This is a genomic window from Hydrocoleum sp. CS-953 (genome assembly GCF_002260545.1).
In the GTDB taxonomy this organism is placed as follows: Bacteria; Cyanobacteriota; Cyanobacteriia; order Cyanobacteriales; family Microcoleaceae; genus Trichodesmium.
In genome coordinates this window covers 1-2,198 of sequence record NZ_LGSU01000110.1, presented here as the reverse complement: position 1 = coordinate 2,198, position 2,198 = coordinate 1, and the positions used below count along the sequence as shown (strand labels likewise).

Genomic DNA, 2,198 nt, shown 5'->3' with positions numbered 1-2,198 from the left:
TATAGCCTCCCAAGCGTTCAAAAGTTGCTCGGCGAGTGACAATCGCTGGAGGTCTTAATGGATTAGTCACACCAATCTGTGATAACCAAAAAAGAATGCCGAAAACTAAATTTTGATTTACATATCATTTGAAAATACTATATAGGGCTGGCTGATTAAATATCAAAGCATTGACAGATAAAGGTATTAGCCTTTTTGAGTCTGAAATACTTTGGTTCTCAGTCCTTGAGCCTCAAAAACCTAGAATATTGGGATGACGCTCTGCAGAAAAATCACTCTTGCTATACTTTATGACTACCTTCTGTATAACTCCTATTTTTCCTGATTATTAACTACTCCCTACTCCCTACTCCCTACTCCCTACCTCAACAAAAAGTATTTATTTAGCAAACCCTATACATATACATTCTCTACAAGAAAAACTCAAGAATCAATCAAGGGTAATGGATGATTTTTTTTGCCTTTGATAATTGATAGAATTATTTATAGCTCTACCCAATTAAGGTATTTGAAATTGGTACAAGCTGAAAAGCTATTTGAGTAAACTTTTGTACGAACAACTAAGTCAGGACTCAGGGATGGGAATCGAGAAACCGATTTTTTTCATATATCCATATTTTTCAAACAAATAACTTTTCCTAGCAACCGGGTTTCTTTGGGTAAGTCCTATTAGGTATAAAAATTGGCAACCTAATAATTGCTGTAACCAAGATAGAAAAAGCTACTTGTCTATTAATCTGACAATGTGGCTTAACCGGATGTTAATCTATAGATATAGATAAGTTAAAAATTTAACATTAGCTGGACACAAATTACTACTAACAAAGTATAGAGCGGTCTGGCAAGATAGGAGAGTTGATTGCAAACTATGAGTCTTCTAGAATCTCAATGGCAACATTTCTTTGTAGACACCAATAATATTCGCCTACATTGTGTTACTCAAGGTGAGGGAGAATTAGTCATACTCCTTCATGGTTTCCCAGAATTCTGGTATTCTTGGCGGTATCAAATGCCGGCATTGGCACGTCATTTTAAGGTTGTAGTTCCAGATTTACGAGGCTACAATGATTCCGATAAACCAGATAATGGTTATGACTTAGATACTTTAGCTGCTGACATTCGGGGACTAATTGAACGTTTAGGTTATGTTAAGGCACATATTGTTGGACATGATTGGGGAGGGGCGATCGCATGGCATCTAGCTCAAAAATTTCCTGAATACTTAAACCGTCTAGCAATCTTGAATGCAGCTCATCCACAAAAATTAATTCAAGAATTGGCAGGAAATGTAGATCAAATACGCAGAAGTTGGTATATATTAGCTTTTCAAGTTCCAGGAATTCCAGAATGGCTAATCCAGCAAAACTTAAGAGAATTTATCAANTGGGGAGGGGCGATCGCATGGCATCTAGCTCAAAAATTTCCTGAATACTTAAACCGTCTAGCAATCTTGAATGCAGCTCATCCACAAAAATTAATTCAAGAATTGGCAGGAAATGTAGATCAAATACGCAGAAGTTGGTATATATTAGCTTTTCAAGTTCCAGGAATTCCAGAATGGCTAATCCAGCAAAACTTAAGAGAATTTATCAAAGGAATTTTTCAAGGACAAGCAATTCGTAAAAGTGCTTTTACTACTGAAATTACTCAGATTTATCAAGCAGCTTTGGAGAAACCAGGAGCTTTAGTCGCTGCAATTAATCACTATCGTCAATTTCTTTTGCCTCAAAATTGGCTAAAAAACTTTAACCCTAAGCCAGAAAAAGTTACAGCACCTACTTTAATTTTATGGGGTAAAGAAGATTATTTTTTAAGTCAAAAACTTACAGAAGGTTTAGACAAATTAATTGCTGCTCCTTTCTGGTTAAAAGTTATCCCTGACTGTGGTCATTGGATTCAGCAAGAAGTACCCCACACAGTGAATCGAGAGTTGCTGAACTTTTTCGGGAAAAAATAATCAAAAAACAGGTTTGTATGAGCATATACTAGAGCGTGTCATCAATTAAATCTGCAAATGTTATCTAGCAAGAGTTTTTAGTTTTTGGTCTTGAAAGGACTCCAAATGATAAAGACCTTGACTTACAAAGCTTATAACTTCTAATTGATGACATACCCTAAGTATAATAAAGTTTGTAAATAAATATAGTCATATAATAGGACTTACCCAGAGACTGTCTATATAGCGTTTAAAACTATAG

Annotated in this window: 1 protein-coding gene and 1 pseudogene; both read left to right on the top strand. The window is 35.4% G+C overall.

The annotated features are described in order from the left end of the window. Positions 1–868: 868 nt before the first annotated feature. Positions 869–1,383: pseudogene (locus AFK68_RS00715) on the top strand (alpha/beta fold hydrolase); the annotation flags it as partial. 1 nt (position 1,384) lies between these two features. Next, on the top strand, positions 1,385–1,957 hold a 573-nt coding region (locus tag AFK68_RS00710), incomplete at its 5' end, for an alpha/beta fold hydrolase (RefSeq protein ID WP_143437381.1). Between the last annotated feature and the right edge of the window lie 241 nt (positions 1,958–2,198).